The organism is Leptolyngbya sp. CALU 1928, from assembly GCF_056784215.1.
Genome location: NZ_JBXBCE010000019.1, coordinates 333,489 through 357,373 on the forward strand (window position 1 = coordinate 333,489; position 23,885 = coordinate 357,373).

Annotated in this window: 17 protein-coding genes; 10 read left to right on the plus strand and 7 right to left on the minus strand. The window is 47.9% G+C overall.

Translation table 11 applies throughout. From position 1 onward, the window contains the following. The first annotated feature begins 134 nt into the window (after nucleotides 1-134). From AC1S5B_RS26880 to AC1S5B_RS26910, 7 genes are all read left to right on the plus strand, one after another. On the plus strand, nucleotides 135-830 hold the full coding sequence (locus AC1S5B_RS26880) for an aldehyde oxygenase (deformylating) (RefSeq protein ID WP_482038721.1): 696 nt from the start codon (nucleotides 135-137) through the stop codon (nucleotides 828-830). Nucleotides 831-1,141: 311 nt separating this feature from the next. Continuing rightward, complete coding sequence (locus AC1S5B_RS26885) at nucleotides 1,142-2,164, plus strand: long-chain acyl-[acyl-carrier-protein] reductase (RefSeq protein WP_482038722.1); 1,023 nt, start codon at nucleotides 1,142-1,144, stop codon at nucleotides 2,162-2,164. A 155-nt stretch (nucleotides 2,165-2,319) separates the two neighbouring features. Continuing rightward, complete coding sequence (locus AC1S5B_RS26890; protein WP_482038723.1) at nucleotides 2,320-3,300, plus strand: acetyl-CoA carboxylase carboxyltransferase subunit alpha; 981 nt, start codon at nucleotides 2,320-2,322, stop codon at nucleotides 3,298-3,300. A 370-nt stretch (nucleotides 3,301-3,670) separates the two neighbouring features. Next, nucleotides 3,671-4,390, plus strand: a complete 720-nt coding sequence (locus tag AC1S5B_RS26895) for an SDR family oxidoreductase (RefSeq protein ID WP_482038724.1) — start codon at nucleotides 3,671-3,673, stop codon at nucleotides 4,388-4,390. 81 nt (nucleotides 4,391-4,471) lie between these two features. Beyond that, the gene (folE, locus tag AC1S5B_RS26900) at nucleotides 4,472-5,176 is read left to right on the plus strand and encodes a GTP cyclohydrolase I FolE (RefSeq protein WP_482038725.1); all 705 of its coding nucleotides are present in this window, start codon (nucleotides 4,472-4,474) and stop codon (nucleotides 5,174-5,176) included. Between the two features lie 380 nt (nucleotides 5,177-5,556). Continuing rightward, nucleotides 5,557-6,522 carry an asparaginase gene (locus tag AC1S5B_RS26905; protein ID WP_482038726.1) on the plus strand — a complete coding sequence of 322 codons (966 nt, stop codon included), beginning with the start codon at nucleotides 5,557-5,559 and terminating at the stop codon, nucleotides 6,520-6,522. A gap of 83 nt (nucleotides 6,523-6,605) precedes the next feature. After that, the gene (locus AC1S5B_RS26910) at nucleotides 6,606-7,727 is read left to right on the plus strand and encodes an SIS domain-containing protein (RefSeq protein ID WP_482038727.1); all 1,122 of its coding nucleotides are present in this window, start codon (nucleotides 6,606-6,608) and stop codon (nucleotides 7,725-7,727) included. Between the two features lie 21 nt (nucleotides 7,728-7,748). On the opposite strand, the gene opcA is transcribed toward AC1S5B_RS26910, so the two are convergent. Both opcA and zwf read right to left on the minus strand, forming a co-directional pair. Continuing rightward, the gene (opcA, locus tag AC1S5B_RS26915; RefSeq protein WP_482038728.1) at nucleotides 7,749-9,092 is read right to left on the minus strand and encodes a glucose-6-phosphate dehydrogenase assembly protein OpcA; all 1,344 of its coding nucleotides are present in this window, start codon (nucleotides 9,090-9,092) and stop codon (nucleotides 7,749-7,751) included. Between the two features lie 87 nt (nucleotides 9,093-9,179). Next, a complete protein-coding gene (zwf, locus tag AC1S5B_RS26920; RefSeq protein ID WP_482038729.1) occupies nucleotides 9,180-10,712 on the minus strand; it encodes a glucose-6-phosphate dehydrogenase in 1,533 nt (510 codons plus the stop codon). 1,016 nt (nucleotides 10,713-11,728) lie between these two features. Here zwf and bchL point away from each other — a divergent pair. From bchL to AC1S5B_RS26935, 3 genes are all read left to right on the plus strand, one after another. Next, on the plus strand, nucleotides 11,729-12,595 hold the full coding sequence (gene bchL, locus AC1S5B_RS26925) for a ferredoxin:protochlorophyllide reductase (ATP-dependent) iron-sulfur ATP-binding protein (RefSeq protein WP_482038730.1): 867 nt from the start codon (nucleotides 11,729-11,731) through the stop codon (nucleotides 12,593-12,595). A 104-nt stretch (nucleotides 12,596-12,699) separates the two neighbouring features. Then, nucleotides 12,700-13,191 (plus strand): DUF5331 domain-containing protein, encoded by a 492-nt coding sequence (locus AC1S5B_RS26930; protein WP_482038731.1) that lies wholly within the window; start codon nucleotides 12,700-12,702, stop codon nucleotides 13,189-13,191. 142 nt (nucleotides 13,192-13,333) lie between these two features. Beyond that, nucleotides 13,334-14,743 (plus strand): ferredoxin:protochlorophyllide reductase (ATP-dependent) subunit N, encoded by a 1,410-nt coding sequence (locus AC1S5B_RS26935; protein ID WP_482038732.1) that lies wholly within the window; start codon nucleotides 13,334-13,336, stop codon nucleotides 14,741-14,743. Nucleotides 14,744-14,868: 125 nt separating this feature from the next. Here AC1S5B_RS26935 and AC1S5B_RS26940 read toward each other — a convergent pair whose 3' ends face one another. The 5 genes from AC1S5B_RS26940 to AC1S5B_RS26960 form a co-directional block, all read right to left on the minus strand. Further along, nucleotides 14,869-14,985 carry a hypothetical protein gene (locus tag AC1S5B_RS26940; protein ID WP_482038752.1) on the minus strand — a complete coding sequence of 39 codons (117 nt, stop codon included), beginning with the start codon at nucleotides 14,983-14,985 and terminating at the stop codon, nucleotides 14,869-14,871. Between the two features lie 342 nt (nucleotides 14,986-15,327). Next, nucleotides 15,328-16,449, minus strand: coding sequence for a tetratricopeptide repeat protein (locus tag AC1S5B_RS26945; RefSeq protein WP_482038733.1), 1,122 nt, complete (start codon nucleotides 16,447-16,449; stop codon nucleotides 15,328-15,330). Between the two features lie 162 nt (nucleotides 16,450-16,611). After that, a complete protein-coding gene (gene metH / locus AC1S5B_RS26950) occupies nucleotides 16,612-20,244 on the minus strand; it encodes a methionine synthase (RefSeq protein WP_482038734.1) in 3,633 nt (1,210 codons plus the stop codon). A 183-nt stretch (nucleotides 20,245-20,427) separates the two neighbouring features. Then, the gene (locus tag AC1S5B_RS26955) at nucleotides 20,428-23,574 is read right to left on the minus strand and encodes a hypothetical protein (RefSeq protein WP_482038735.1); all 3,147 of its coding nucleotides are present in this window, start codon (nucleotides 23,572-23,574) and stop codon (nucleotides 20,428-20,430) included. 109 nt (nucleotides 23,575-23,683) lie between these two features. After that, complete coding sequence (locus AC1S5B_RS26960; protein ID WP_482038736.1) at nucleotides 23,684-23,818, minus strand: hypothetical protein; 135 nt, start codon at nucleotides 23,816-23,818, stop codon at nucleotides 23,684-23,686. Nucleotides 23,819-23,885: the final 67 nt, after the last annotated feature.

A 23,885-nucleotide genomic window follows, 5' to 3' on the forward strand; every position in this document is an offset into this window, starting at 1 on the left:
ACGCTAGAGTGATACAAGCAAACGGATAAACCTATCTGTTAGGCTCTACGCTCAGTCGTTTTTCATAGCTTGATTTCCGCCTACTGTTCCAATGCCGAGTAACTATCGGCTGCATTCTGAGGAGAAAGTAATTTATGCCGCAGCTTGAGGCTAGTGCCGCAATCGACTTTCGGAGCGAGTCTTACCAAGACGCTTATAGTCGAATTAACGCAATTGTAATTGAGGGTGAACAAGAAGCCCATGAGAACTACACAAAGCTAGCCGATTTCCTTCCTGACAGTAAGGATCAGTTACATAGTCTAGCGAAGATGGAAAGTCGTCATAAGAAAGGCTTTGAAGCGTGTGGGCGAAATTTGAGTGTGACTCCAGATATGGAATTTGCAGGTCAGTTTTTTTCCAAACTGCATCGCAATTTTCAAGACGCTGCTAGTCAGGGCAACATTGTAACCTGCTTACTGATTCAATCGCTGATTATTGAGTGTTTTGCGATCGCAGCCTACAACATCTACATTCCAGTCGCAGATGACTTTGCGCGGAAAATTACTGAAGGCGTTGTGAAGGACGAATATAGCCATCTAAATTTTGGCGAAGAATGGCTCAAGGCTCACTTTGAAGACTCTAAAACCGAATTAGAAGCTGCCAATCGGCAAAACCTGCCGATTGTTTGGCAAATGCTCAATCAAGTTGAAGATGATGCTCGTGTTCTTGGAATGGAAAAAGAAGCATTAGTTGAAGACTTTATGATCCAGTATGGCGAAGCGCTGAGCAATATTGGTTTTACAAACCGAGATGTGATGCGGCTATCGGCGATGGGTTTGGCAGCAGTTTAATGATGAGCAGGCTTGGGGATGGGCGATCGCTCACCCCAACGCAGCTTTCTGGCACCAAATCCTTAGCTAAATGAGTACTTTCATTGCACAATCCTACTATGCTCGGAGGACTCACCTAGATTTGTCAGATTTTCAAATGAATGTAGTCGCCTAATATAGGCAACTTTCATTTAAATAGCCAAATTCCTATGTAATCTGATATACCTTGAGTTATCCTGCCGTTTTATAAAACTTTTCATAACGCCGTTTTTAATAATATTGAAATTTTAACGGTTCATCTTAATCAAAATTACCCTCAAAAAAACTGTCTAATGTTTGGTCTTATCGGTCACCTTACCAGCCTAGAACATGCTCAGTCCGTGGCGAATGAACTGGGCTACCCAGAATATGCCAATCAAGGACTCGACTTTTGGTGCAGCGCTCCGCCCCAAATTGTGGACGACATTACAGTTACAAGCATCACAGGGCAAACGATCTACGGTAAATATGTAGAATCCTGCTTTTTACCCGAAATGCTAGCAAATCGTCGGATTAAAGCAGCTACCCGCAAAATTATCAACGCTATGGCTCACGCCCAAAAGCATGGCATTGACATCACAGCCCTAGGCGGGTTTTCCTCTATTATTTTTGAAAACTTTAATCTACAACAAATTCAACAGGTGCGAAACGTCAAGCTGGAGTTTGAGCGATTTACTACCGGAAATACTCACACCGCCTACATTATCTGTCGCCAACTTGAACAATTGGCTCCCACATTAGGCATTGAACTTTCCAAAGCGACGGTGGCTGTTTGTGGCGCAACTGGAGACATTGGTAGTGCAGTTTGTCGATGGCTGAATGCGCGTACAGATGTTGCTGAAATCCTTTTGATCGCTCGTAATCAAGAGAGACTGCATGATCTCCAGGCAGAATTAGGACGCGGGAAAATTATGGATTTGAACGAGGCTTTGCCTCAAGCAGACATTATTGTTTGGGTTGCTAGTATGCCCAAAGGGGTTGAAATTGACCCCAATACCTTAAAGCAGCCTTGTTTATTGATCGATGGTGGCTACCCTAAAAACTTGGCAACTAAAGTGCAAAGACCCGGAGTTCATGTTTTGAACGGGGGAATTGTGGAGCATTCGCTAGATATTGACTGGAAAATCATGAAAATCGTCAATATGGATGTGCCAGGTCGTCAACTTTTTGCGTGCTTTGCAGAATCGATGCTGCTGGAATTTGAAAAGTGGTATACCAATTTTTCTTGGGGACGTAATCGTATTACGGTAGAAAAAATGGATCAAATTGGTCATGCCTCGGTAAAGCATGGTTTTAGACCTTTGCTAGACTTCTAGAGATAGCCCTTGAGGAATCCGTCAACGTTAATGAGATGATGAAGGAAAGCAGAGTAAGAGCAAGTTCTGTTTTCTCAATCTCTAATTTCTTTTGATTGGAATTTTCTATATCGAAGTTCAAGTTTTTCCAATACCTTCTATTGTCTTTTTTGGCTATGGTGACGACTGAACGTAAGCTAATTCTTTTAGATTTTGAAAAGCCCTTAGCAGAGTTAGAATCTAGGATTATCCAAATCCGGGAACTTGCAGATGAGAATGACGTTGATGTATCGGGTGAGATCCGTCATTTAGAGTTAAGGGCGGTGCAACTTCGCCAAGAGATCTTTAGTAACTTATCTCCGCTACAGCGTTTGCAGGTTGCTCGGCACCCTCGTCGTCCTGGTACGTTGGACTATATTCAGGCGATTAGTGATGAGTGGATGGAGCTTCATGGCGATCGCGGTGGATTTGACGATCCAGCGATGGTGGCAGGAGTTGCCCGGTTTGCAGGTCGTCCAGTCGTTATGTTAGGGCAGCAAAAAGGACACGATACTAAAGACAATATCACTCGAAACTTTGGGATGGCATCCCCTGGCGGTTACCGGAAAGCCTTGCGATTAATGGAACACGCTGATCGCTTTGGGATGCCCATTTTAACGTTTATTGATACACCCGCAGCGTGGCCTGGGTTAGAGGCAGAAGCCTTTGGGCAAGGGGAAGCGATCGCTTTTAACCTGCGAGAAATGTTTAAGTTTGAAGTGCCGATTATCTGTACGGTGATTGGCGAGGGCGGCTCTGGCGGCGCACTGGGAATTGGAGTAGGCGATCGCCTACTCATGTTTGAGCATTCTGTTTATAGCGTAGCTCCCCCTGAAGCCTGCGCTGCCATTCTTTGGCGAGATGCCGCAAAAGCGCCTCAAGCCGCAAATGCCCTTAAAATCACTTCTACGGATCTAAAATCTCTTGGCATTATTGATGAAATCCTGCCAGAGCCGATTGGCGGTGCCCACGCTGATCCACTCAGCGCCGCAGATACCCTAAAGACCTGTCTAATCAAGCATTTAGATGAACTTAGCCGAATGACCATTCAACAGCGTCAGGATCTGCGCTATCAAAAATTTCGGGCGATCGGCGTATTTACAGAGCTACCTACTTAAAAAGAAAAATTGTGTTTACACAGCCCGTAGGCTTGAGTGATATACTAATAAAGTTACATTTGTTTACAATCCCTTAATTTTCTAGCTATTCTTTCCCGAAAGAGTAAAGGCATCATATCGCCTATCAGACAGGGGCATTTTTGGACGGGCAACAATTGAAATAGCTAACCTTGGCTTAACTCTCAGCTTAGTTCAAGATTCTTCTTCGACAGTTAGATATGTTGGCAAAAGCTAGCAGCGTTTTAGTTCACAGATCTTGTCTGCTCTTAATTAGGAATTCATGCTGCGCTAATGACTTTATCTCAAGCTGGAAATGCTTGAGTGGCTCACTGAACAGTCTTTACTGACGTAGGACATTTGGTATTTCATCATGGCTCAAGACCGACGTGCTTTGATTACTGGGGCAAGTAGCGGAATTGGTAAGGCAACGGCTTATGCGTTTGCTGAACAGGGTATTCATGTTGCTCTTGTGAGTCGTAGTCAATCTAAATTGGAAGAAGTTGCCAAGGCGGCTATGGACTATGGTGTAACCGCGAAAGCCTATTCTGTAGATTTGGCAAAGGTGGCTCAGGTGGGGGAGCACATTGCCGCGATCGCCCAAGATTTTGGCGAGATCGATATCCTAGTGAATAATGCTGGGATGGGTTACACAGGCACCCTTCAAGATACTCCCCTTGCAGATTGGCAAACGGTTTTAGACCTTAACCTGACTAGTGTGTTTCAGTGCATCCAAGCAGTGCTGCCTGGAATGCGTCAACGCCAAAAAGGAACCATTATCAATATTGCGTCTGTTGCAGGGCATCAAGTGTTTCCAAATTGGGGCGCTTATTGCGTTAGTAAGTTTGGCTTGATGGCACTTTCCAAAACCCTTGCGATCGAAGAACGAGCCAATGGCATTCGAGTCGTTACAATTTCTCCAGGTTCTGTCAACACACCCATCTGGGATACCGATACGGTTCAAGCAGATTTTGATCGTTCGCATATGTTGACACCCGAAATTGTTGCCCAATCGGTTCTCTACACGGCTTTGCTGCCAGAGAATGCGGTTGTAGAAGAGCTAACGCTAATGTCTAACGCAGGCACGTTCTAGTTTTCCGGCTGGCTCACCCTCACCCCCCTGTTTTCTCTGGTTGATTTATCCCTTTTTATGTCATCAAACTCTAACCTTATTATGAATACTGCTTCCAATGGTTCCATCGGTGACTCCAATAGCCTTGTTGCTGAGATCCCTAAAAACTTGCAACTCCGCCCCGATCGCAACACCTTAGATGGTGCCCAACAGCCGAAACTACAACTCCCTTCCGGTGAACAACAGGAAGAAATGCAGCAAGCTGTTAGAACGATGCTGCTAGGCGTGGGCGAAGATCCAGAACGAGAAGGCTTGCTGAAAACGCCGAAGCGCGTTGCTGAGGCAATGCGGTTTTTGACAAGCGGCTATCATCAATCTTTAGAAGAACTTGTGAATGGAGCGATCTTTAACGAAGGTCACAATGAGATGGTTCTAGTCCGAGATATTGATGTTTTCAGCTTATGTGAACATCACATGCTGCCTTTTATGGGTAAAGTTCACGTTGCCTATATTCCTAACCAAAAAGTGGTGGGCTTGAGCAAACTCGCACGGATTGTAGAAATGTATTCTCGTCGCTTGCAGGTGCAGGAGCGTTTAACTCGTCAAATTGCCGAAGCCGTTCAGTTGATTTTAGAACCGCAGGGTGTGGCGGTGGTAATGGAAGCAAGTCACATGTGTATGACGATGCGGGGCGTGCAAAAGCCTGGTGCTTGGACAGTGACTAGTGCAATGGTTGGCGTGTTTCAAGAGCAGCAAAAAACACGCGAGGAATTTCTAAATTTAATTCGCCATAAGCCCGCGTTTTAGGAAAATTTAGTGGGCAAAGTGATGTTGACAGCCAGCAACCATCAGTTTGTGAAAGCGCTGGCTGGCACCAGTGGGGACGATCAACAAATCCTCTAAGTCTGCCAGCCTCAAGCGTTGCATCGTCCCACTTTTTCCCAAACTAATAGCCCATCCGCATCTTTTAATTTGTCTGTGCGATGATGGCATTCTAACGAGTCCAGCGATCGCTAAGCTCCCTAGAGCAAGCAACATTTCTTTTCGAGCCTTATTCCCTAGCTTTGTTGCTATTTTTGAGGCTGAAGCTTGACCGGTTTATTGAGCGTATCTTCTGCTTCGCGTTATAGTTTTCTTCGATTGCCTTCAAATAAAATGTACTGCTGTCCCCGTCTGATGCTAAAGTTATGCCCATGACACCATCACGGGGACGACGGACACAAGCAGCGGAACTAGTCGTGCAGCTTCTGCGCGAGGGGCTTGTTGAATCAATGCATCGAGTACAAGCGGTTGTGAGCGACGATCGCGGACGTATTTTATCGGTTGCTGGTAGTGCCGAAACAGCCACTTTCATTCGCTCAGCATTAAAACCATTTCAGGCGTTAGCCGTGACCACCACAGGCACATTAGAACGCTATGGATTGAGCGATCGCGATCTAGCAATTATTTGTAGCTCTCATCGCGGCACCGTAGAACAGGTTCGACAGGCATTTAACATTCTCTGGCGTGCGGATATCGATCCTTCAGCGCTACAATGCCCTGTCCCAGCCGGAAAGAAAAGCCCATTAGAATATAACTGCTCTGGCAAACACGCCGGGATGCTTGCGGTGTGTCAACAGCGAAACTGGACGCTCAATAGCTATTTGCAACCCAACCATCCGGTGCAGCAGCTTATCTTGCAAAAGATTGCAGAAATTTTGGGGATGCCTGGAGAAGAATTTATCGCCGCTCGTGATGATTGCGGCGCGCCCACTTACTTCTTGCAAATAGGGCAAATGTCTACCCTATATGCTCGACTTGCCTCTGGCGAGAGCTTAGATATGGAACGAATCATCCGGGCAATGGTGCATCATCCTATGCTAGTGGCAGGAGAAGGGGAATTTGATACGGAGTTGATGCGCCTGACGGAAGGAGAACTGGTCAGTAAGTCTGGAGCCGAGGGTATTCAGTGTATTGGGCGCGTGGGCGAAGGCATGGGTTTAGCAATTAAGGTAATGGATGGGGCAAAGCGAGCAAAACACGCTGTTGCGGTTCATTTGCTCAGGCAACTAGGCTGGATTAGTCCTTCTGTTTCCGAAAACCTATCTGAAATGTTTATGAGTTCAGGCACCGCGACTCGTCTTGAAGTATCGGGTGATTTGTCAATGATTTAAGGGGGGAAGCAGTACAGGGGCGATCGCCTAAGGCACACTGAAGATATCCTTCACCTGTGACTGCCGTGACCTCAAATCTAACCATGCATGATCTTCTGTGTGGGTTTCCCCATTACATGCTGAAGGAAATTCACGAGCAGCCTCAAGCCGTGCAAGCCTGCCTCGCACATTATTTAGATGCGACTCTTGAGCCACTCCTGCCTAGTTTTCCTACCCACCTAAGTGAAGTCCACATTCTCGCCTGCGGTACGAGTTACCATGCTGGATTGACTGCCCAGTACTGGATTGAGCAGCTAGTCGGTATTCCCGTGCGGATTCGGTCTGGCTCAGAATTTCTGGAAGCACCGCTGCCGATGACTGCCAATACGCTCACCATTGGCATCACACAGTCGGGCGAAACGGCGGATACGCTTGCTGCGATCGCCCTTGATAAACAGCGTAGATTGGCTCAAACTGCTGTATTCCAGCCTCATTTGCTGGGGATTACCAACCAACCAGATAGGGCTTTGAGTAAGCTGGTGGATTGGACGTTGCCCACCCTCGCGGGAACGGAGGTCGGTGTAGCCGCCACGAAAACCTTTGTGAATCAGTTGATCGTTTGTTTTTATCTCACGCTAGGACTGGCGCGTGGGTGCCGAGCCATTTCGCCTGAAAAAATTCAAGCTTACTTAATCGAGTTGTCTACAGTACCTGCAAAAATCCGGGCGGTGCTGGAGTTGGAAACCCAAATTGAGCAGATTGCTCAGGAATTAGTCAATCAGCGGCATTGTATTGTGTTGGGTCGTGGGGGGAACCGAGCGATCGCCCTAGAAGGTGCCTTAAAGCTGAAGGAAACGACCTACCTTCATGCTGAGGGCTATAGCGCAGGTGAGTTTATGCACGGACCCATCGCCTTACTCGATGCCCAGGTGCCCGTGATTGCGATCGCCCCCACTGACTCGACCCACGCCGCTATGATTGCCAACCTGCGTAAAGTCAAATCCCACGGTTCGCCGATCATTGGCATTTTGACAGATGACGCTCCCCCAGAAACCGCTAATTTATTTGATCACGCGCTGATATTGCCCGCGATCGCTCATCCTCTTTCGCCCATACTGTCTGTAATTCCGCTGCAATTGCTGGCGTACCATATTGCCATACAGCGAGGACTAGATGTGGATAAACCCAGAAACATCACAAAAACACTAAACGAACATTTTGCATAAGGTCATAGTGTCCGACGGTTTTTACTCAGACTTGCGGGGTAAAGACAGAATTTGAACGACGATCGCAAGGCTTTCTTCAAACAGCACTTCCCGTCCCCAGCGTTGAAGCTGTTGGCTCAGCAAGAACTCAGCTTTTTGGTCATTAATCGCCTTCACCATTTCGGTATAGCCACCGGATGCCTGAGCCGCGCCGCCTGCTTCCAGTCGCATACAGCCCGTCGTTTCAGAGCATAAGATTGTGCCGCAGTTCGCAGTGGGGTCAGTAGACCCTAACCGCAAGCCGATTAAATCTCCCACAATTTCGCCCACATCAGCCGTGGGAATGGCAGCCAATTCTGCCTCTACTTCTAATTGGTCAGCATTGACAAACTTAACGTGTCGAATCTCATAATCTCCACCAATTTCAATCAGGTCAGTTGGTGTCCAGCCTAATCGACTCGCCATCCAACCCAAAAATAGCAGCGCTTGAGCCGCATTTCCTTGTTCATAGTCAATCACGATGCGATCGACTTGGGACAGCGATGTCCGACGTTCTGGCGGGTCGAAGGTTATTGCCGTTAACTCTTGCCAAGGCAACAACCGATGCCAGTTGAGATCGGCAACTGAAATGCCAGAATCAACTAGATCCTGCATTTTGACAAGCTCAGCTTCTGGATCGCTGAAATAAGAAGAGTCTAAAATAATGCACTGAGCCGCTTCTATTAGCCGTTTAAATAGCTCATGTTCCGGGTTTGGGGTTGCTTTCCACCATAAAAACTTGGGCAAGTCTGGGATCAGCAAAGCTGCAACCACATCGCCAATCCGGTTGAGAGCCGCTTTCGTGCCCGTTAGGGTAATGTACTCGCTACAAATCAGATTCTCGCTGGTGGCTTTTTGAATGGGACAATAGGCTGAGACAATTGCCGTTACGCCCTGATCTTCTCCCAAAATCGGGCTAAGGGTGATAATGCGGCGAGGATTGCGAACCGCGATCGCATCACTCAAATTCGCCCCCCGCAGATTGATATTTGTCACCTTTAAGCGATCGGGGGGTAGCCCCGCCACCTCTTCCCGCAAACGAGTTAGCGTATCCGGGTCAACCCGCCCTGTAATCGGTAACTCATAGGTTTTTTGAGCTTTTTCAATCGCCTCTTTAGTCTCAGAGCCGTGGATACCATCAATGGCATTTTTGTAAAAACCCAAAACTGCCAGCAGTTGCTGAAACTCTTCTGGCTCATAAACAATCATGCTGAACGTGGAAGCACGAGTAGCCGTAATCGCAATATCGCTACTTTGGCTGTTCCACATCGCGTTTAATTGTGCCTCAATCTCATGCAGCGAAATATCTTTCGGCTGTTGGAGCGCAATCAAGGGAGTAGTGGTCATAAGTCAGATGTTGGTGATTTGTTTAGTAATCAGTCATGAGCAAGCAATGATCTGCCCTTCTTCTCTCTTCTTTCTTCTCTCTTACCTCTACAGCAGCCTGCGCCATTTACGCCCATCCCGCTGTAATAGCAATTCAGCCTCCACAGGCCCCCACGTTCCCGCTTCATAGAGCGGAATCACCTCTGGAGGCGCGGGAGCATCCCACACTTGCAGGAGTGGGGTCAAAATTCGCCAAGAAGCCTCCACCTCATCCCCGCGAGTAAACAAGGTTTGATCGCCTAACATGCAGTCGATCAGCAGGCGAGCATAAGCATCCGTATTGGGCTGACCAAAGGCAGACTCATAGCGAAAATCCATTTCCACCGGACGAGTGCGGAGAGAATTTCCAGGGGTTTTTACATCAAACCGCATGGAAATCCCTTCGTCCGGCTGAATCCTAAGAGCCAACACATTTGGGTTGACCTGCTGGGCTGCCGATTGGAACATTAAAAATGGCACCTCTTTGAACTGAATGGAGATTTCCGAAACCTTTTTGGGCATCCGCTTTGCAGTTCGCAGATAAAAAGGAACTCCCTTCCATCGCCAGTTGTCAATAGAAAGCTTTAGCGCGGCATAGGTGGGCGTAGTAGAATCGATCGCTGCCCCTTCTTCTTCCCGATACCCCGGAACCGGCTTGCCCTTCATCCACCCGCCAGTATATTGTCCGCGGGTTGCGGTCAGCCGAATATCTTCAACGTTTGACAAGTGAGTCGCTTGCAGCACCTTAACTTTCTCACCTCGAATGCTGTCTGCATCCAGCGAGTTCGGCGGTTCCATAGCGGTTAAGCAAAATAGCTGCATCAGGTGGTTTTGCACCATGTCGCGCAGTGCCCCAGCGGTTTCGTAGTATCCTGCCCGCCCCTCTAGACCCACTGTTTCGGCAACGGTAATTTGAATGTTATCCACAAATTGGCGGTTCCAAAGTGGCTCAAAAATAGCGTTGGCAAACCGAAACACCATCAAGTTTTGAACGGTTTCTTTACCCAAATAATGGTCAATGCGGTAAACCTGGGTTTCGTCACAGGCTTTTTTCACCACTCGATTGAGCGCTTGAGCCGAACTGAGATCCCGTCCAAACGGCTTTTCGATTACCATTCGCTGCTTTTTAGGATTTTCAATCATCCCAGCGGAACCCAGTTGAAGAATTGCCTCGGAGAAAAAGCGGGGTGCGACGGACAGGTAAAAGACTCGATTGCCGCGAGTGCCCCGTTGTTCATCTAGGGTACTCAGAAAGGTTTTGAGATTTTGATAGCTTTCTGGGTTGTCTAAATCGCCTGAAAAATAATATAAGCCCTTGGCAAAATCGTTCCAGGTGGCTTCGGAGCCTAATCCACTACCAAACTGCTCAACGCCTTCCTTCATGTGGTCGCGGAAGTAGTCGTGCGTCCATTCGCGGCGCGCAAAGCCCACAATCGTGATTTCGGGAGGCAGTCGTCGCTCTCGTTTCATTTGATAGAGAGCGGGGATCAGTTTACGCTGGGTGAGGTCACCGGAGGCTCCAAAGATAATCAGAATTTGTGGTTCTGGCACGCGGTCTTGTTGCAAGCCAGCGCGGAGTGGATTTTCGAGCAATGTAACCATGGGCAGCTAGGTAATGATAGAGGGCTATTGAACCGATCAAGTGGGTCGTAATAGATAATTTAGAGCGTGTTTGAGAGCAGAAAGGTATAAGGTGTGATCTTCTTATACCGCTGGTGGGTAACTTTGGCGCTAGCGATCGCTACTTTTACCAAAATTCATTTCTTTTTATTTCACCTCCCATTCTAAAGAGCCTTTCTGAAATTATCAGGGACGTTGAAAAGGAGCGATAGATGCGTTGAGATTGGGCAATCAAACTGGGATTAAGTTCTGGGATTAAGTTCCATTCATCAAGGTCGGCGGTTGTCGTTCAATTTCTGCAAAAGACGGTGATAGTTTAAGTCGCAGCTAATTTAGCAGGCTGGGGCGATCGCAAAAATACTTTTTCTACTGTCTGTTGACATTGGCTGTAGAGATATTGCAAGGCTGACTTTCATTCCCAAAGCCTAAAAATTCATACAAGTTTACCAATCATAAATAATTAACCATTTTTAACAAAAGATTCGTCAGTCCTAAAATGTATGTTTTCTCAAAGCTGCATTTTCACAAAGATTTAATGTGAATCTGCAAAAGCCTTATTTCACCTTCCGTTTAGGGACTTTATACCTAAGCTTTAGTGAATTGACTAGCAAAACCCTCTTAAAACACTTGCCAGAACTCAATCTCAATCCAAGAACTTGCCTGTTTAAGCAAATGCGATCACCATCCTAAATATTTAAGTTTGATCCGATTTTTATATAAAGTGAAGCATAAAATTTGTTTTTAATCAAAAAATATTCAAATAAGCTATAAAGTAGTCTAATAATCTCTTTAAGCCTTCCATGAATTTAATAACTGCCGTTTGCGCTTCACTTGCCTTCTAAGACAGCTTCCTTTAACTGCGAAATTCGACAATAATGCTTGCAGTGACTGAAAAAACTTGCATTGTTGATAGGGGCTGTTTGAGTCGGCATAGCCTACCTTCATCTAGCGCAGACCTTACTACCACCACCTTTAAGAAAAATTAGGAGCCAAACGATATGAAACTCGCCGTTTATGGAAAAGGTGGAATTGGAAAATCAACCACAAGCTGCAATATCTCTGTAGCCCTTGCCAAACGGGGAAAAAAGGTCTTGCAGATTGGGTGCGATCCCAAGCACGACAGCACCTTCACCCTAACGGGTTTTCTAATTCCAACCATTATTGATACGCTTCAAGAGAAAGACTATCACTATGAAGATGTCTGGCCCGAAGATGTCATCTATAAAGGATACGGCGGAGTTGACTGTGTAGAAGCAGGTGGACCTCCTGCTGGTGCTGGTTGCGGCGGCTATGTAGTGGGTGAAACCGTCAAGCTGCTGAAAGAACTAAACGCTTTTGATGAATACGATGTAATTCTGTTTGATGTGCTAGGTGACGTGGTGTGCGGGGGCTTTGCGGCTCCGCTAAACTATGCCGATTACTGCATGATTGTGACGGACAATGGCTTCGATGCTTTGTTTGCTGCGAACCGGATTGCAGCTTCAGTTCGCGAAAAAGCCCGGACTCATCCCCTGCGACTTGCCGGACTAATTGGCAACAGAACCTCCAAGCGGGATCTAATTGAGAAATATATTGAAGCGGTGCCCATGCCAGTCCTTGAGGTGTTGCCGTTGATCGAAGATATTCGGGTTTCGCGGGTGAAGGGCAAAACCTTGTTTGAGATGGCTGAAACCGATCCGTCTTTAAACTATGTCTGTGACTACTATCTAAATATTGCTGATCAAATTTTGGCAAGACCCGAAGGTGTGGTGCCCAATGATACGCCCGATCGCGAATTATTTTCGCTGCTATCTGATTTCTACCTCAATCCGCAGGAACCCAAAGTGAAATCTGAGGAAGAAGTGTTGGATCTGATGATGGTTTGATGATCTGAAGAGAGTTTTGAGTTTTAAAGATTAAGTTTCAAGTTGTCCGACAATAGTGTGGAACTGAAGCTTTAAGCTCATTAACTCTCATTTAAAGGTGTCGCGTGAATACTCAGCAGTTTCGTCAATCTGTAAAAAAGAAATGGCTAGACTACTACGCCGAAAATCGTGTTTGGATTGCTCGGTTGCAGGTCTGGGTTAACTGTGATGGGCACCGCCGCCCCTCTTCAAGTTTCATCCTGGCAACCTTATCTGCATTAGAACCCCAGCTAAATCAGTTGCTTCCTTTAATTGTTGACTTAAGCAGTAATCCAGACCGAATCATAGCGGCTTTGGATCTCAACTTTAATCCAGATGAACAACTAAAAGCCGCATCTAAGCCCCGTCCAAAGGCGTTGGATAACGGCAACGTGAAACAGACACCTGCCACTGATGCGCTCAAGTTTCTTCCGGCTGCATCGTCTTATGAGACTGATTTGCCTGTAAGCCAAGTGTCTCATTTAATATCCAAAATTGATGAATCCTGTGAGGGCGGTCGCTCTGGGCGATCGCAACCCACTAGATTTCAGCCCCCAAAGCTCTCAGTTACTGAGTGAACGACGAGCGAATGAACAGGAGAAAGACTTAGTTAGTGGCTCAAATCACTCAAACAAATTTGTTCGCTCAAACAGACTCTTAGGTTACTGAGCAATCATTTTTAAGTTAAAGACTCGCCCATTAGTTCAGGAGAATACTGTAATGACCCTTGCCGATACCCAACCCCAAGCGTTGACGTTTGAATGTGAAACAGGAAACTACCACACGTTTTGCCCCATTAGCTGCGTTGCTTGGCTCTACCAAAAAATTGAAGATAGTTTCTTTCTGGTGATTGGAACGAAAACCTGCGGATATTTTCTGCAAAATGCCATGGGGGTGATGATTTTCGCTGAACCTCGCTATGCCATGGCAGAACTGGAAGAAGGCGATATTTCAGCTCAGCTAAATGATTATGAGGAACTAAAGCGGCTGTGCCTACAAATTAAGCGCGATCGGAATCCCAGTGTGATTGTTTGGATCGGCACTTGCACTACCGAAATCATCAAAATGGATTTAGAAGGCATGGCTCCCAAGCTAGAGTCTGAACTAAGTATTCCCATCGTGGTCGCTCGTGCCAATGGTCTCGACTACGCCTTCACTCAAGGAGAAGATACCGTGCTGGCAGCAATGGTGCATCGCTGCCCCGAAAAAGCCCCAGAATCAGAAAAAGAAGAGCGGAATGCGATCTCAAAACTGCTGAACTTCGGACGCAAAAAAGAAGATATTGCCACCGACGAAGCTGAATATGTTGATCATCCCCCCCTCGTTCTGTTCGGCTCCCTGCCTGACCCCGTGGTTACTCAGCTAACCCTCGAACTAAAAAAACAAGGTATTAAAGTCTCCGGCTGGCTCCCCTCTAAACGCTATACTGAACTACCCATCATTCAAGAAGGCTATTACGTTGCAGGTGTAAACCCCTTTCTCTCCCGCACCGCCACCACCTTCATGCGTCGCCGCAAATGCAAACTGATTGGTGCCCCCTTTCCGATCGGTCCCGACGGCACCCGCGCTTGGGTGGAAAAAATCTGCTCTGTGTTTGGCATCGAACCCAAGGGCTTAGATGAAAGAGAAGCGCTAATTTGGCAAAATCTGGAAGAATACACCAGCTTGATTCGTGGAAAATCTGTATTTTTCATGGGTGATAATCTACTGGAAATTTCCCTTGCCCGTTTCCTCATCCGCTGCGGCATGACCTGCTATGAAATTGGCATCCCCTACATGGACAAACGCTATCAAGCCGCAGAACTTGCCCTATTAGAGCAAACCTGCCGAGAAATGAACGTTCCTATTCCTACCATTGTTGAGAAACCAGACAACTACAACCAACTACAACGGATTAAAGCATTGCAACCCGATCTAGTGATTACGGGCATGGCTCATGCGAATCCATTGGAAGCCCGTGGCATCAATACAAAGTGGTCAGTTGAATTTACCTTTGCTCAAATTCACGGCTTTGGCAATGCACGGGATATTCTTGAACTCGTGACGCGCCCTCTTCGTCGCAACGACTCCCTTAAAAATATGGGTTGGGACAAACTGATAAAAGACGAGTTCACCTCTTCAAAGATCTAAAAAATTCTATTGGCCTACTGTGACCATACAGAAACCATACCTGTTGACAGAATCCCCCATCTTCCAAGTCTATCCATTACCCAAAAGTCGGCAGGATCGTATCAGGAGTTAGTTTGAGCAGTGAGTTACGAGCCTTCGAGTAAATGATGGAGAACCCCAATTCCTCGCCAAAGAGTTTTCAAACCGGGTTCTCCATTCGCTTTATGAGCCAAAAAATCACCTAACCGAGCAATCCAGACGATGACTTATATGGAGCATTGACATTTTTCGAGAGCGATTTTTCGGCTCACACTTACGGTGTAACAATCAATCCTCAGTCGATTGAAGCACACTATCACAAGGCTCATCGGGGTTGAGCCTAGCGTGGGCGGTCAAAAACATCAAGCGCCAATAGCATCGGTGGCAAGAGCATTGAGTCAGCGCGCTTAGGTTTGCAGTTGGAGTTGCTCAAAGCGCCCCCTTTTGAGGGTGTAATAGAACTCTTGCGCGAATCAAGCAGAGAGAGCCAGTTCAAAGTTGCTGCTCGTAGGTCATAATTCCTCCTTGACCAGTTCTACCTGCTTACCTACCTTCACGTAAGAGGTCTACTTTCTGAGTTCTTTCATTAAAGTGTCGATATCTCGTAGGCGATCGCCTGGATTTCCTTGAGCCTTGGTCAAATTCCGCGCTTGATCTAAGGCATACACTGCTTCCTGTTTGCGCCCAGATTCTTTCAGCGCCTTGGCTAGCTTGTAGTGCCCTTCAGGATCGTTTGGCATATAGGCAATATATTGACGGTAAAAATTCGTGGCAGTGGAGTAGTTTCCCTGCTCAAAGAAAATATCACCCAAGCCTTCCTGAGCTTCGGGCAGATTGGGGCGAAGAGCGATCGCCCGTTGATAGGCACGCATTGCCTCTTCATAACGTTGCGCGGCTTGCAGTGATTTACCCATTTGTAGCTGAATGCTGGGGTTTCTGGGTTCTAGTTGCACCGCTTTGTTAAAAGACGCGATCGCTTTATCAAAATTATTCAACTGTAGCCAAGCCGTGCCGATGTGAACCCGCGCCATCCCTTGCTTTGGAGCAATTCGAGCCGCCTGCTGTAGAGCCGTAAACGCTTCTTGAGGACGTTTCAACTGAATCAGCGACGTTCCGAGCAGTTCAAAACCTTTGTAGCTGTTGGGCGAAAACGCAGTAACGCGACGGTAAATGTTCATGGCCTCATCGTATCGACCTTGACGTGCCAAGATGACACCCATACTTAAATTGGCATTGGCATGACGAGGATTAAATGCGATCGCCTGACGATACGCGGAAAGCGCCTGATCATTTCTGCCTAAACTAGCAAGATTAAACCCAAGCGCATAGTGAAACTCAGCATTTTTAGGATCTAGGGCGATCGCCTGTTGATAAGCTCCCAGCGCTGCATCATAATTTCCTTGGCTGGCATATAGAAAGCCCATGCCCGCAAAAATTTTCGGGTTTGCTTGATCTAAAGTTGCCGCTTGCTGATAGACCGCCAATGCAGCCGGAACGTTCCCAGAGTTGACTAAACGCCGTCCTTCCCGCAACAGTTGGGCTAGTGGATCTTTGCTGTTAGGTCTACTAGCGTTCGTAGCGTTAGCTGAACTATTTTCTAACAGCCGCTGCTCCTGTGCCGAAGCTGGAGAAACCGATACTGTGGCGATAAAAATCGAACCTGCGACCCATAAAATGTGCTTTCGCATACGCTTCCTTTGACACAACTATTGCAATTACCCAAGACGAATCATGATCCTACAGGGATAAGCCAATAGTTGCAAAAGTTTACTCTAAAGATTGCTTTTTACTGTCGCACATTTGGGGATCAATCTCAAATCGGATGCGTCATTTAGAAATGATCCAATTGTTTAAGCACTAAAGTACTTTGCGGCGGGGTGATATGCCACGATCGCGGTGGTGGATTGTTCGGGATATAGCTGTTCGCTTTCGTCCATAAACATGCCAATGCGATCGGTGCCCAGCAATTCCAATTGTTTGTACTGATAGGCAATCTCTGGACAGGCAGGATAGCCAAAGCTGTAGCGCGACCCTTGATAGCGCTGTGCCAACATATCCCGGATATTATCTGGATCTTGTGCCCCAAAGCCTAACTCGCGCCGAATTCGCGCATGAGTCCATTCTGAAAGCGCTTCGGCAATTTGCACGGATAGCCCGTGAAAATATAGATATTCGGTGTAGCTGTCGGCTTTGAATAGCGCTTGAGCGAACTCGGTGGCGCTATGTCCGGCTGTAACTGCCTGCATCGGAAAGACATCCATTTGTCCGGCTTCTTTATCCGCGAAAAAGTCAGCAATGCAGTAACGCCGCAGGGATTTTTGGCGGGGGAATTTCCAGGTGACCAGTGGAGTCGAAGGGGTATCTGCGATCGCTGGATCATAGATATGAACTGAGTTGCCTTCCGATTGGCAGGGAAAGTAACCATAAATAATTTGGGGCTGGAGCAGATTTTCTGCCACGATTCGGGTTTTCCACCGTTCCAAAATGGGATAGACCGTTTCTTGTAAGAACTGGTCATATTCCTCCTTTGACTGGTCTCGCGGCTTGCGGAACTGCCACTGTCCGGCGATCAATGCCTGCAAATCGAGATGCCAAAAAATTTCGTCCCAGGGAATCTCTTCAGAATTGAGGATCTGAGTGCCCCAAAATGGCGGCGTGGGGCGGGGAATATTAGCGGCGATCGCGTCTGATCGAATCAAATCTTCTGGAGATTCAGAATGTTGAGTTTTGAGGTTTGAATGGTGAATTTCCTCAGAAGTGACCAATGGCGTTTCTATCTCATCATCTAGCGCTGCAAACTCAGCCTCCACCTGTTCATCCAAAAATCCTTTTGCATCATCCCAGTTCTCTGCCGCTTTCGCAGGCATCAGCTTTTCCATGAAGTGCAGGTCAGAGAAGGCATCTTTGCCATAAATGACTTTGCCACCATAGACATTTTGGCAGTCTTGATAAACAAACTTGGGCGTGAGTGCCGCGCCGCCCAGAATCACGGGCACCTGAATGCCGCGCTGGTTAAACGTCTCCAGATTGTCTTTCATGAAAGCCGTGGATTTGACGAGCAAGCCGCTCATGGCAATACAGTCGGCATTGTGCTGCTCGTAGGCTTCAATGATCTTGTCCACAGGCTGCTTGATGCCCAGATTGATCACCCGATAACCATTATTCGAGAGGATGATATCTACCAGATTTTTGCCAATGTCATGCACGTCGCCTTTGACCGTGGCGATCAAGAACGTGCCTTTGGCGGTGTCTTTGCCATCGTCAGCTTTTTCCATGAAGGGTTCCAAGTATGCCACGGCGGATTTCATGGTTTCGGCAGATTGCAAGACAAACGGCAACTGCATCTGCCCGGAGCCAAACAGTTCGCCAACGACTTTCATGCCGTCTAGCAAGTAAATATTGATAATATCCAGCGGTTTGTAAGTTTGTAGGGCGATCGCCAGAGCCTCTTCCAGCCCAATCCGCTCACCGTCAATAATGTGGCGCTTCAGACGTTCTTCGATCGGCAGATCCGCCAGCACATCTTTGGATCGGGCATCTTTTGCTGAAACCCCTTCAAATAGGGTCGTTAGAATGGTTAGCGGATCGTAAACACAGACATGATTCTCGTCAAATTTGCGATCGTCGTGGATTAAGTCATGGCAAACTTCCTGGTGTTTCGGATCAATTTTTGCCAAGGGGATAATTTTTGCGGCACTAACGATCGCCCCATCCATACCCGCCTGCACCGCTTCATGCAAAAACACCGAGTTCAACACAATTCGGGTTGCCGGACTCAGCCCAAAGGAAATGTTAGACACACCCAGCAAAATGTGGCAGCCCGGAAGATTTTCTCGAATCAGGCGAATCGATTCGAGGGTGGCTTTGCCATTAGCACGGTCTTCTTCAATTCCGGTAGAAATGGGTAGCGCCAGCGTATCAAAGAAAATTTCGTGAGCCGGAATGCCATATTCCAACGCCTGACGATAGGCACGTTGAGCAATCTGGAACTTTTTCTCAGCGGTGCGCCCCATGCCGTCTTCATCGATCGTGCCGACAACTACGCCTGCACCGTAGGTTTTCGCTAGTTCTAGCACTTTCAAAAAGCGCTCTTCGCCATCTTCATAATTGGTGGAGTTAAGGATGCATTTGCCACCTGCCACTTTTAACCCGGCTTCCATTTTTTCCCATTCGGTGGAATCCAGCATCAAGGGTAGAGTGACATCGGTCACTAGACGAGACACCAAATTATGCATGTCCTTCTCGCCATTGCGCCCGACGTAGTCCACGTTGACATCCAGCACATGGGCACCTTCGCGCACCTGGGATCGCGCTACCGCAACCAGCCCATCCCAGTCTTCCCCGTTCAACAGTTCTCGCACCTTCTTTGAGCCGCTGGCATTTAAACGTTCGCCCACAATCAAAAAGGAATTATCTTGGTCGTAGGGTTGGGCGGAGTAGATGGAAGCCGCAGCAGGGGCGTAGTTGAAGGCGGGACGTGGGTCATTCTTAACCGCACTGCCATTTAACTCCCACTGGGGAATCCGAATGGGTCGCTCCTTAGGTTTGAGGGTGGCGGCAAGTTCAGCAAGCTGGCGGATGTGGTCGGGGCGAGTGCCACAACAGCCACCAATCACCTGCACGCCTAAGTCTTCGACGAAACGCATTAGCGCCATCCGCAGTTCCATAGCGGTCAGCTTATAGTGTGCGTGACCGCCAATGTTTTCAGGAATGCCTGCGTTTGGAATGCAGGAGATCACAAAGGGAGAATGCTGGGACAGATATTTGATGTGGTCTGCCATGCGATCGGGTCCTGTGGCGCAGTTTAGCCCCAAAATGTCGATCGGAAAAGGTTCCAAAATAGACAGCATGGCAGCGACATCGGAACCGACTAGCATAGTGCCCTGGATTTCCATGGTGACGGAAACCATCAGCGGACGGCGATCGCCCTTTTCTGCAAATACTTCCTCAATTCCGCTGAGTGCCGCCTTAATTTGCAGCACGTCTTGACAGGTTTCTACCAAAAATAAATCTACGCCGCCATCCCACAAACCTTCTGCCTGCTCTCTAAATGAGGCTTTCATTGTGTCGAAGTCAATGTGTCCCAGCGTTGGCAGTTTGGTTGTAGGTCCGATAGAACCTGCCACAAAGCGGGGCTTTTCTGGCGTGGAAAATTCTGCCGTTATGCTTTTTGCCAGTTCTGCCGCCTGCTTGCTGAGCGGGTAGGCGTGATCCGCCAGGTCGTATTCTACTAACACAATCGAGGCAGAGCCAAAGGTGTTGGTTTCAATGACATCCGCACCCGCCGCCAGAAAATCGCGATGCACCTTGGCGACTGCTTCGGGCTTGGTGTATGTCAAATATTCATTACAGCCCTCATACTCCGCTCCACCAAAGTCTTCTGCGGTCAGGTTTTGCACCTGCAAATTGGTGCCCATTGCCCCGTCAAACACCAAAACGGGGCGATCGGGATGATAAAGACGCTCAAGAAAAGGGCTATTCATCAATAATTCTGAGATAAAACGCTAAAACGACCAGCCTGCCTGATTATTCAGCTTAACTCATCCCGTAAAAAATAACGAATGCGGATTGGCGATGGACATGAAACTCCGTAACGCATCAATCTTGGAAGATGACACGTTACGGAGTCTTAGCACATTTCATTGAGTTAACAGGCAACAGCTAACTTATGGATTAGCGTTGATGAAATCCATGAGTCCCAAGTATTTGGGTGCAGTGCTGGGGTTTTGGTTTTGATATTCCAGTGCGCCCCAGAAGCCCGACTTACTAGGAGCCGTGACATTGTTGAACTGGTTGAAATCACTGCCACCGCTTGCCTGCCATTGATTGAGATAGGCTTTGTACACATCTCTCATGCGAGGATTGCGGTTGACTTCGGTAAATAATTCGGTCATTTTTGCCAGTTTGTCGCTGGGAAATTGGTAGCTAGTCAGGTGCGGTCCGCCTTCGTAAGCCATTAAATCAATGCCAAATCGTTTCACCAAATTCATGTTGTTATCAACCATAGCTTTGATTTCGGTGGGAATTTCTCTTAGCATTCCATCAATGATTTGGTCAGCGGTCATGTTGATGGTGATGTTGACGCGATCAACATCGTTAATATCGCTCCAACCATCCCCATCCGCATCGCCCAATCCGTCAAAGTAGGGCGCGATCGCATAGGAATCGGCATGTTTATAAGCATCCTTCCACCCTAAGACTTGTTCACCGACCCAAGGGTTGGCGGCTTGCCCTGATAATACGCGTTCAACCCGTTGGCTGGTGCTAGCACCAAACACGTTCTCCCAAATCTTAAAGATTTCAACGGAGCGCTCGGAATAGTAGCGCAAGCCAGCCCTCCAACTGCTGGTGTCTAAACCGCGTGCCAGCCCTTGCTGCCCCACATAGCTTGCTTGGGTAAAGATACCGTTCCAGGCTTCGTTAGAGTACTCGATGTGGACTTTGAGGGAAGGATCGAGGCGATCTCGCACCATCGTAGCAAAATTTCGCACATAGTCATCACTTGCCTGGGCAGGAATGGTAAACCAGGGGTCAATTTTCATTGTATTGGCAAGCTGAATCATATGTTCCAGCGCCACGCCTTTACTGGTTGCCTGGGTAGCACTAGCGGTTGTCGTGCGATCGCTCCAGTTTGTTAAAGTGGAGTTGTTCGTTGATTCCCAATCCATAAACCTGAGCGTGCTGAACTTCGATAACCGCTCCAGAAAGACCGGATTGAAGGTTTGAGTCTGGTAAGTATTCTCAAAACCGGGCAAAATGAACCGAATATTGCGAACCGGATTGCTCGAATTGGTTTCCGACAGCCGGATGAAAACTCCGTTATTGCTGGGGGTTACATCAACCGTGATTTTTCCAGGAGACTGGCTAACGATTTTGGCATTGCCATAAGCGAAGTCGATCTTACCGTCCCCTTCATAGAACAAGGTGTATCTGCCAGCAGGGAACGTGGCACCCGTGAGGACGAGCGTTTCCGCATATTGTCCGGGTGCGAGGGATGCAATCCACCCTTCAGGCGTGAGATTGAGCTTGCCCCCTCCGCCCCACGGTGTCCCCTGTCGCTGAGAAATCCATTCTCGCGAGGTTTTGAACACGTCTGTAAAGGGGATTTCTGTAGACCAGTCGGCAATGCCTGCCAAGTTGGTTCCGATTTGCGATCGCGTTCCGGTTGGGGCGGGTGTTGGAGGAGTTGCCCCAAACACATTGATGCTAAAGGGTTTACTATCAGATTTTGCGCCGCCAGTGCCAGAGTTGCCGTTGTCATTCACATTGACACTAATAGTGTCATTGCCAACGAACCCAGTTCTGCCCGTGTAAAGGACTCCGTTAGCGGCTGCCAAGGTGTTGTTGATTTGTTGCAGGGTTCCAGTCAAAATCACTGTGCCCGTTCCATTATTTCTGATATTGGCGGCGGCAACTCCATTGCTAATGTTGTTGGCAATCGCAATCGTGCCATTAGTCGCGTTTAGCGTGGTCGTCAGAACTCCACTACCTGCATCCGCATCCGCGACTCGAATGCCAGAAACGGAGAGGGGTTTGCCCGATGAGATCGCCAAGGAACCGGGCACTGTCACCATCGGCTGACTATTGGCTAGCGGCAGAGGAGTCGGCGTGGGAGTCGGAGTCGGCGTAGGGATAGGGATCGGCGTGGGAGTCGGAGTCGATCCATTGAGGAAGACAAAATTATCTAAAGCACCGTAGGCAGCATTACTGCCAGCCGCAAAGTTAATCTCTACTCGGTTTAACCCAGCCCAATCTAACCCTAACGTTTGCATCTGTTTGGTGGATGCAGTGAAGGTAGAGACTTTTGTAGAGCCATTTGCTAAGTACCCGGTCACAGTGGCATCTGCTCTGTCGCCAAATAAACTCGCTCCATAGTCAAAAGAAGATAGGTCAAAGCTGCCGCCGCCTGTTTTGGTGACCCGAATCGTGCGTCCCCAAGCGTTATTTTGCAGAACTTTGCTTTGGAAGCCGTTACTCGTTCCGTGGATTTGCAGATTATCTGACCCAGCGGCATCGGCAAAGGTAAATCCACTAGGGTCGCTATAGCTGGGTTTGCCGGAGTTGCCAGTGGCTAAGTTCTCAAACGTAACCTTGACGGGATTGCTAACTCCTGGTGCGGGAACAGGAGTTGGCGTTGGCGTAGGCGTAGGAATAGGAGTCGGCGTGGGGGTCGGCGTGGGAGTCGGAGTCGGCGTGGGGGTCGGCGTGGGAGTCGGAGTCGATCCATTGAGGAAGACAAAATTATCTAAAGCACCGTAGGCAGCATTACTGCCAGCCGCAAAGTTAATCTCTACTCGGTTTAACCCAGCCCAATCTAACCCTAACGTTTGCATCTGTTTGGTGGATGCAGTGAAGGTAGAGACTTTTGTAGAGCCATTTGCTAAGTACCCGGTCACAGTGGCATCTGCTCTGTCGCCAAATAAACTCGCTCCATAGTCAAAAGAAGATAGGTCAAAGCTGCCGCCGCCTGTTTTGGTGACCCGAATCGTGCGTCCCCAAGCGTTATTTTGCAGAACTTTGCTTTGGAAGCCGTTACTCGTTCCGTGGATTTGCAGATTATCTGACCCAGCGGCATCGGCAAAGGTAAATCCACTAGGGTCGCTATAGCTGGGTTTGCCAGAGTTACCAGTGGCTAAGTTCTCAAACGTAACCTTGATGGGATTGTTGATGGTTGCAGATAAACTAGAACTGCTGCCAGTAAGAAACTGGGGGGTAGGGTCAGTGGTTAGACTGCCATTTGTTGATGTGGTTGGTGTAGGGGTAACAAGCGAAAGACCTGCACCGGGATCAAGGACATTGGTATTGCTGGGCATCAATTATTCTCCAAATGCTAATAAGAAATTGCACTCGGTAGATGGCATCCTGTGAGGTTGATCGCCTGTGATTAAGGCATGACGATTGAGTATGCGATCGCATCTAAGATCAATGCGAGACGGCACACAAATGAACGGCAGGCGTAGATTTTGGCAACCAGATGCCTGCTTGTTCGATCGTTAAAACGTGTTCCAGCGAGGGGCACTGGATGTAAAGTGCATAAAGCTTGAGTTGATCGGTCATTGCCGCAGAAAAATCGAAGAAAAAGCGGCGTTTACTTTAACAAATGAGTGATGCGTCAATGAATCAA

Coding starts and splice junctions, on each gene's coding strand:
- AC1S5B_RS26880 (WP_482038721.1), top strand. CDS start 135: ATGCCGCAGCTTGAGGCTAGTGCCGCAATCGACTTTCGGAGCGAGTCT.
- AC1S5B_RS26885 (WP_482038722.1), top strand. CDS start 1,142: ATGTTTGGTCTTATCGGTCACCTTACCAGCCTAGAACATGCTCAGTCC.
- AC1S5B_RS26890 (WP_482038723.1), top strand. CDS start 2,320: ATGGTGACGACTGAACGTAAGCTAATTCTTTTAGATTTTGAAAAGCCC.
- AC1S5B_RS26895 (WP_482038724.1), top strand. CDS start 3,671: ATGGCTCAAGACCGACGTGCTTTGATTACTGGGGCAAGTAGCGGAATT.
- folE (WP_482038725.1), top strand. CDS start 4,472: ATGAATACTGCTTCCAATGGTTCCATCGGTGACTCCAATAGCCTTGTT.
- AC1S5B_RS26905 (WP_482038726.1), top strand. CDS start 5,557: ATGCCCATGACACCATCACGGGGACGACGGACACAAGCAGCGGAACTA.
- AC1S5B_RS26910 (WP_482038727.1), top strand. CDS start 6,606: ATGCATGATCTTCTGTGTGGGTTTCCCCATTACATGCTGAAGGAAATT.
- opcA (WP_482038728.1), bottom strand. CDS start 9,092: ATGACCACTACTCCCTTGATTGCGCTCCAACAGCCGAAAGATATTTCG.
- zwf (WP_482038729.1), bottom strand. CDS start 10,712: ATGGTTACATTGCTCGAAAATCCACTCCGCGCTGGCTTGCAACAAGAC.
- bchL (WP_482038730.1), top strand. CDS start 11,729: ATGAAACTCGCCGTTTATGGAAAAGGTGGAATTGGAAAATCAACCACA.
- AC1S5B_RS26935 (WP_482038732.1), top strand. CDS start 13,334: ATGACCCTTGCCGATACCCAACCCCAAGCGTTGACGTTTGAATGTGAA.
- AC1S5B_RS26945 (WP_482038733.1), bottom strand. CDS start 16,449: ATGCGAAAGCACATTTTATGGGTCGCAGGTTCGATTTTTATCGCCACA.
- metH (WP_482038734.1), bottom strand. CDS start 20,244: ATGAATAGCCCTTTTCTTGAGCGTCTTTATCATCCCGATCGCCCCGTT.
- AC1S5B_RS26955 (WP_482038735.1), bottom strand. CDS start 23,574: ATGCCCAGCAATACCAATGTCCTTGATCCCGGTGCAGGTCTTTCGCTT.
- AC1S5B_RS26960 (WP_482038736.1), bottom strand. CDS start 23,818: ATGACCGATCAACTCAAGCTTTATGCACTTTACATCCAGTGCCCCTCG.